The organism is Kitasatospora sp. NPDC057500 (assembly GCF_042802195.1).
Lineage (GTDB): Bacteria > Actinomycetota > Actinomycetes > Streptomycetales > Streptomycetaceae > Kitasatospora.
In genome coordinates this window covers 1-6,416 of sequence record NZ_JBHVER010000306.1, presented here as the reverse complement: position 1 = coordinate 6,416, position 6,416 = coordinate 1, and the positions used below count along the sequence as shown (strand labels likewise).

Sequence of the window (6,416 nt, the reverse complement as noted above, 5' to 3'; positions counted from 1 at the left end):
AGCTCCTACAGCAACAACGGTGGCCAGTGCGTCGAAGTCGCCACCTCGCACCCCACTGCCGTCCCCGTCCGTGACTCCAAGGACCCCTCCGGCCCCGCCCTCCTCTTCCCCGCCTCTGCTTGGCGATCCTTCCTCTCCGCTGTCCAGGCAGGTGAGTTCGACATCCTCTGACACACTCGAAGGGAGCCAGCCTCATGAGCCCCGATCTGTCCGGCGCTACCTGGTTCAAGTCGTCGCACTCCAACAACGGCGGTGAGTGCGTAGAGGTCTCCGCGAGCTTCCCGGGCGCCGTCCCCGTGCGTGATTCCAAGGACCCCTCCGGTCCGGCCCTCGTCTTCCCCGCCTCCGCCTGGTGTGCGTTCGTGGCCGGCGTCCAGGCGGGCGAGTTCGGCACCGTCTGACGCGAGCTCACCGTGCGGACCCCGACCGAATTTCCGGTCGGGGTCCGCTATTTGAGACGCCGTTCTGCCGGTGGCGCAAATCAGCCCCACATTTCCTTCCGCGCCGACCGGATCGTCCATGGACGGCGGGGTGATCTGCCGGGGTTTCGAGGCAATTCCGAACTTCGAGTTGGTGTCCGAAATTCGCCCGAAACGGGGCCCGCAAATACCTCTCTGGGGGTACGGGACGGTGAAGAACCTCTGACACACTCCCAACTTCCCGGTGGAAATTCCCCGGGATGATTGGGACAGGTGGGACCTTGAAGACAAAGGTACGTCTGATCGCGCTCCTCTTCGCCGTCGTCGGCGGACTGTTCGGCCTTGCCGCGCCCGCGAACGCCACGACCGGCAGCTACGTGGACCTCGAACTGGGAGCCGCTCCGGGCTACTACGACAACGTCAGCGGCTGCACCACGACGTTCGCCTACGGCGCGCCCTCCCGGGTGCTCCTCTGCGGCAGTCAGACCACCATCGTGACCTGGGCGGACGGTCGCAAGGAGGTCACCGGGCTGGGCACCGACCACGCCATCTGGACCGTGGAGCAGACCACGGCCGGCGGTTCCTGGGGTTCCTGGGTGAGCCTGGGCGGCAGCGACCTCGACCTCAGGTACGGCGTGGCCTGGCCCAACCCGTCCAGCGTCGGCGCGTGGACCGGCGACTACCAGTTCTGGTGCCGCACCAAGACCACCGGCTGGGGCCCCTGGCACCTCTGCTGACCTCGGACCTACGGGCAGCAGGTCCAACCGGACCCCGACCGGATCTCCGGTCGGGGTCCGGCGCTCGCATGCGCCGGCGGCAGCCCCTCAAGCCTGCTTGCGGGTGAGGGCCCGGGCTTCCGTGTCGACGCGGAAGTTCTCGGCCACGTCCGTCAGGCGTCCGAGGACCTCCTGGGGGTCGCCGTCGGCGCTGACGTCCGGAACGTCCAGCCTCGTCACGAACTCGCCCACCTGCGGCACGAGGTGCGCCACCGGTGCGTCGGGAGGGGATGCCGCGAGGGCGGAGATGAATCCGTGCTCGTCGTGTACGAAGGAAATGAGCATGCCGAATTCCTCCAGTGATCTCGGGAGCGGCTAGGCGGTGGTCCGGGTGAGGTAGGCGACGAAGGACTTGACGGTTCCCTGTCCACTGAGCCCGTTGTTCCTCGCCAGCGCCCAGAGGGAGGACTGGACATTGCTGATGTCCCCGGAGCCGATGTCCTTCTTGCCCACCGAGATCTCCTCGACCGTCATCCAGTGCATGGTCTGGCGCAGGTCGGTGACCGGGTGGGCGGAGAGGGTCAAGGTGCCCTGGTCGAAGAACGGATCAGGGCCCCAGGAGACAGCTGTCGCGCTGCCCGGCGGCAGGTTTCGGATGAAGAAGTAGGGGAATGTCTGGGTGGCCATCGCTACTACCTCCTAGGTGTGCCGACGTCCACATCGGGGCACTTCCGGCCGTGGCGGTCGCTGCCCCCTCCACCGTGGTTCCGGCGGTCCGGTGCCGCAAGTCGATCAGGTTGACGCGGCCTCACACCCGCCGGTCGGCCTCCCGTCGGAGCCGCTACGCCCGGCGGGCGGCGGCGCGGGCCATCAGGCCTTCGAGGTCGAACACCACAGTGCGGGGCGTGTACTTCCCGTCGATGCGCAGCAGCAGGTACCGGGCGGCGTTGCCGAGGTACTCGAAGGGCTCCTCGGCCGCCGCGGCCACCACGCCGCGGTGCGGGGCCGCCGCCGTCGGGCCGAGCGCGGTGAGGGCGTCGAGGGCTTCGAGCCGCACGCCCTCCGGGTGCCCGGGCGCGGCGAGGCCGGCCAGCAGGGCGGCGGCTGCGGCGTCGTCCGTGTGCTTGCCGACCGCCTCGGCGGAGGCGATGCGCACGTGCGGATCGGGGTCGTCGCCGGCCGTCGTGCGCAGGACCGCGACGGCCTCCGCCGTCAGGGCGCCGGCGGGCAGGGCGAGCAGTCCGACGGCGCCCCAGCGGCGCACGCTGGCGTCCTGGTCGGTGAGGGCGGTGGTGAACCGGGGGATCAGCGCGGGGTCGCGGCGGCCCACCGCGTCGGCGATGTCGAGGACGCGGGCGAGCGGGTAGGCGCCGTCGGCGCGGGAGGCGTCGTAGCCCTCGACGGGGGAGCCCTCGGGCAGGAAGCCGTTGTCGTGGACGGCGAGGACGTGGGCGCGCAGCGCGTCGTCGAGCCGCCGCTCGGCCTCGGCGTGGGCGGGGTCGCCGGCGAGGTTGCGGACCTGGTCCGGGTCGGCGGCGCAGTCGTACAGCTCCACGCCCGGCTTCTCGTGCCAGAAGGCGTCCTGGACGTCGTCGAGGCGCCCGGCGAGGTGCTCGGCCTCCCAGGACCGGTAGCCGGCCGCGAGCCAGGCGAAGGCCTGGTGGGTTCCGTAGGGCCGGTGCGGGGCGTAGTTGCGGATGTAGCGGTAACGGGCGTCGCGCACGGTGCGGATCATGTCCGGACGCTCGTCCATCCGGTTGCGCATCGAGAAGGCGAGTTCGCCGGCGGGGTCGAAGGAGGTGCGGGCGAGGCTCTCGCCGCGCATGTGCGCGGGCGCCGTGCCGCCGGCGAGGTCGACGAGGGTGGGCGGGATGCGGAGCGTGGAAACGGCGGCGTCGACGCGGGTGCCGGGGGCCGGGAAGCGGTGCGCGTGCCGTTCGGGGGCGGCGACGATCAGCGGGACGTGCAGGCCCTCGTCGTAGCACCAGCGCTTGGAGCGGGGGTTGACGCCGCCGTGGTCGGAGGTGTGGATGACGACGGTGTTGTCGAGTTCGCCGTCCTCCGCCAACTCGGCGAGCAGCCGTCCGACGAACGCGTCCATGGCGGCGATGTGGCTGTAGTAGTGCGCGAAGTCGCCGCGGATCTCAGGGGTGTCGGGCAGGTAGGCGGGCAGCCGGATCCCGGCGGGGTCGACGGTGAACTCCTCGTGGCGGAACACCGCGCTCTCGTGCGTCGGGTCGTAGTTGAACACCGCGAGGAAGGGGGCGCCGTCGGGCCGGTTGCGCCAGTGCGCGCTGCCGGAGGAGTCGTTCCAGACGGCCTGCGGGTCGGCGTCGCAGTTGTAGTCGGTCTTGGCGTTGTTGGTGCAGTAGTAGCCGAGCTCGCGCAGCAGTTCCGGGTAGGTGCGTATCCACTGCGGGAGGCGGGCGTCGGCGCGCATGTGGTGGGCCGGGCCGTGGCTCTCCGGGGGGACGCCGGTCAGCAGCGCGAACCGCGAGGGCGCGCAGACCGGCGCGGCGCTGTGGGCGTTGGTGAACAGGGTGCCCCGCTCGGCGAGGGCGTCGAGGTGGGGGGTGGTGGCCAGCGGGTCGCCGTAGCAGCCGAAGCGGGGCGGGCAGTCCTCGCTGACGGTCCACAGGATGTTGGGCCGGGACGAGCTCATGGGGGCCTTTCGGGGGAGCGGTTCCGGCACTGAACCACGGCCCCGTGCGCGTTCTCAAGGCCCGGCGCGGGCCTTCGGCGTCCCTTCATCTGATATTGGCAGTTCTGTCATTTGGCAGTACTGCCAAATTCTCCGGCCCCGGCGGCGCGGCGGGTTCGCCGGGGCGCCCCTCACGGCGTCCCGGGGTCCTCAGGGAGGGCGTTGAGGGCGTCGCGGAGCATCGCGCGGGAGGTGATGCCGAGCTTCGGGTAGATCTGGTACAGGTGGGCGCCGACCGTGCGGTGCGAGATGAAGAGGCGTTCGGCGATCTGCTTGTTGGTCAGGCCGCCGGCGGCGAGATCGGCGATCTCCCGTTCCTGGGCGCTCAGACCGGCGCCGTGGAGGGGGCCGGGCCTGCGCCGGCCCCAGCCCGTCGCCCGCAGTTCCTTGCGCGCCCGCTCGGCCCACGGCCGGGCGCCCAGCTCCTCGAACGCACCCAGCGCGGCGTACAGCGGCGTCCGGGAGTCGGCGGCCGCCCGGGCCCGGCGCAGCCGTTCGCCGTAGGCGAGGCGGACGCGGGCGTGGTCGAAGCGCCACCGGTCGCCGCCGGGGGTGGCGAGTGCGAGGGCGAACAGCCGCAGGGCCTCGTCGTCGCCGTCGGCGCACAGGGCGGCGGACGCCTCCGTCAGCATGGCGTGCCGGGAGGAGACGGCGCCGAGGCCCGCCTCACGCATCGCCCGTACGTGCGCGGCGGCCTCCTCGCGCCGCCCGCCGCGCACACCCGCCTCGACCAGGTTCGCCGCCACCCACAGGGCGTGCGGGGCGTGCGAGGCGAGGGTGCCGGCGGGGCTGACGGCGTCGGCGTGCCGGTACGCGAGCGCGAAGTCCCCGCTGCCCAGGGCCGCGACGGCCGCCGCGTGGTGGGCGTAGTGCGCGGCGCACGGCGCGCCGTGCTGCGCGGCCCGGTCGATGATCACGGCGGCCGTCGCCAGGCTCTCCTCCGCGTGCCCCCGGGAGCCGATCACGATGGCCCTGATGTAGAGGAAGTACCAGGCGAAGGCGCGGTACTCGTGGTCCTCGCACGCCTGGAGCCCCTCGTCGGCGAGCTCCACCGCCTCGTCCCAGCGCCCGGTCAGGTAGTCGTCCAGGCAGAGGTGGATGAGCGAGGAGATGTACCGCCGCGCCGGGCCGCCGTCCCGCCCCGAGCGCACCACCTGCCACGCCGCGTCGCGGACCTCGCCGAGGCGGTCCAGGTAGAGGGCGCCGGTGCCGACCCGGGTGATCAGCACCGGGTCGGGCCCGCCCGCCAGCGACGCCACGAGGACGTCGAGCCGCCCGTGCGCCGCCGCGCCGGTGCGCGCCGGGTCGGAGAACGTCCGCCCCAGCACGGCCAGGATGTCCGGCGGGCGCGGGGTGAGGCGTTCCACGGCCCGGTAGTAGGACCGCCACAGGTCGTGCCGGGCGCCGAAGAAGCAGACCACGGCCAGCACGTGCAGCGCGTCGACGAGCGCCCGGTCGTCGGCCCGGTACCCGTGCGAGCCGGCCGACGACTCGATGGCGCCGGTCAGCAGCCGGTGGGCGGTGGCGACATCGCCCTCGCCGTTCAGCATGAGCATCGCCGACGCCGTCGCGGAGTGCAGCGACGCCTCGGGCGCGGCCCGGCGCGCGTCGTCCAGGAGCTTGCGGGCGCTGGACAGGGCCCCGGTGGACTCGGCCCCCAGGTAGGCGGCCTCGGCGAGGCGCCGGCTGCGGTTCGGGCCCTCGGGGGAGAGCGCCGCCGAGCGGACCAGGGTGCGCATCGCCCCGGCGGCGTCCCCTCGGCGCAGGGCCAGGCCGGCCGCGTGCTCCAGCAGCGCGGCGACCTCCTCGTCGGGCTCCAGCGTCGCCTCGCCCAGGTGCCAGGCCCGGCGCTCCGGCTGGTCGGCGAGCACCCGGGCGAGGGCGGCCGGCAGTGGGGGACCGTCGCGGCCGGCAAGGCGGACCTGGACGACCTGGTCACCGCCCGCGCGCTGGTGAAGGAGCACCTCACCGCCCACGGCGACGTCCGCCCGCTGCGCGACCTGGTGGTCGGCGGCACGGTCAGCGCGAGCGACCTCACCGTCGGCGGCAAGCTGACGACCAGCGGCGAGTACGCCCTCACCGTCCACGGTGCGTCGGTCTTCGAGGGCAAGGTCAACGCCAACAAGCACCTGTCCGTCCGCAGCGAGGGCGTCGGCTGGATCCTGCACACCGGCGACGAGAAGGTGGCGATCCAGGCCGACCTGCGGGTCCACGGGCAGCTCCACGCGGACAGCTGACGACCACCGCTACGCTTCGCGCAGGCTCGACCCCGCTGCGTGAGACACTGGCGCGGTCAGCGTGACCCGCGTGCAAGGAGAAGACATGGCCGAGCGCCAGAACGGCGTCGTGAAGTGGTTCAACGACGAGAAGGGCTACGGCTTCATCACCCCGGAGTCCGGCCCCGACCTGTTCGTGCACTTCAGGGCGATCGAGGGGAGCGGCTTCAAGTCCCTCGTCGAGGGCCAGAAGGTCTCGTTCGAGGCGGTCCAGGGCCAGAAGGGGATGCAGGCCGACAAGGTCCACCTGGAGGCCTAGCGGAACGGGATCCACGGCCGGGGCCCACGCGCGAAGCGTGGGCCC

Annotated in this window: 9 protein-coding genes; 5 read left to right on the top strand and 4 right to left on the bottom strand. The window is 72.6% G+C overall.

Annotation, left to right across the window (positions count from 1 at the left end; genetic code table 11):
* From ACFU74_RS35130 to ACFU74_RS35120, 3 genes are all read left to right on the top strand, one after another.
* Positions 1-171: DUF397 domain-containing protein (locus ACFU74_RS35130; protein WP_380764200.1), on the top strand; the 171-nt coding region annotated here is incomplete at its 5' end.
* A 23-nt stretch (positions 172-194) separates the two neighbouring features.
* Positions 195-401 (top strand): DUF397 domain-containing protein, encoded by a 207-nt coding sequence (locus tag ACFU74_RS35125; RefSeq protein ID WP_380764199.1) that lies wholly within the window; start codon positions 195-197, stop codon positions 399-401.
* A 299-nt stretch (positions 402-700) separates the two neighbouring features.
* Positions 701-1,156 carry a hypothetical protein gene (locus tag ACFU74_RS35120; protein ID WP_380764198.1) on the top strand — a complete coding sequence of 152 codons (456 nt, stop codon included), beginning with the start codon at positions 701-703 and terminating at the stop codon, positions 1,154-1,156.
* Between the two features lie 87 nt (positions 1,157-1,243).
* On the opposite strand, the gene ACFU74_RS35115 is transcribed toward ACFU74_RS35120, so the two are convergent.
* The 4 genes from ACFU74_RS35115 to ACFU74_RS35100 form a co-directional block, all read right to left on the bottom strand.
* The gene (locus ACFU74_RS35115; protein WP_380764197.1) at positions 1,244-1,480 is read right to left on the bottom strand and encodes a hypothetical protein; all 237 of its coding nucleotides are present in this window, start codon (positions 1,478-1,480) and stop codon (positions 1,244-1,246) included.
* 30 nt (positions 1,481-1,510) lie between these two features.
* Positions 1,511-1,822 carry a hypothetical protein gene (locus tag ACFU74_RS35110; RefSeq protein WP_380764196.1) on the bottom strand — a complete coding sequence of 104 codons (312 nt, stop codon included), beginning with the start codon at positions 1,820-1,822 and terminating at the stop codon, positions 1,511-1,513.
* A 154-nt stretch (positions 1,823-1,976) separates the two neighbouring features.
* Entirely contained in the window at positions 1,977-3,797 is a 1,821-nt protein-coding gene (locus tag ACFU74_RS35105; RefSeq protein ID WP_380764195.1) for a sulfatase-like hydrolase/transferase, read from the bottom strand.
* A gap of 170 nt (positions 3,798-3,967) precedes the next feature.
* Positions 3,968-5,707 (bottom strand): LuxR C-terminal-related transcriptional regulator, encoded by a 1,740-nt coding sequence (locus ACFU74_RS35100; protein WP_380764194.1) that lies wholly within the window; start codon positions 5,705-5,707, stop codon positions 3,968-3,970.
* Here ACFU74_RS35100 and ACFU74_RS35095 point away from each other — a divergent pair.
* On the top strand, positions 5,672-6,073 hold the full coding sequence (locus ACFU74_RS35095; RefSeq protein WP_380764193.1) for a hypothetical protein: 402 nt from the start codon (positions 5,672-5,674) through the stop codon (positions 6,071-6,073). The genes ACFU74_RS35100 and ACFU74_RS35095 overlap by 36 nt on opposite strands.
* A gap of 85 nt (positions 6,074-6,158) precedes the next feature.
* Positions 6,159-6,371, top strand: coding sequence for a cold-shock protein (locus tag ACFU74_RS35090; RefSeq protein WP_380764192.1), 213 nt, complete (start codon positions 6,159-6,161; stop codon positions 6,369-6,371).
* Positions 6,372-6,416 lie beyond the last annotated feature (45 nt).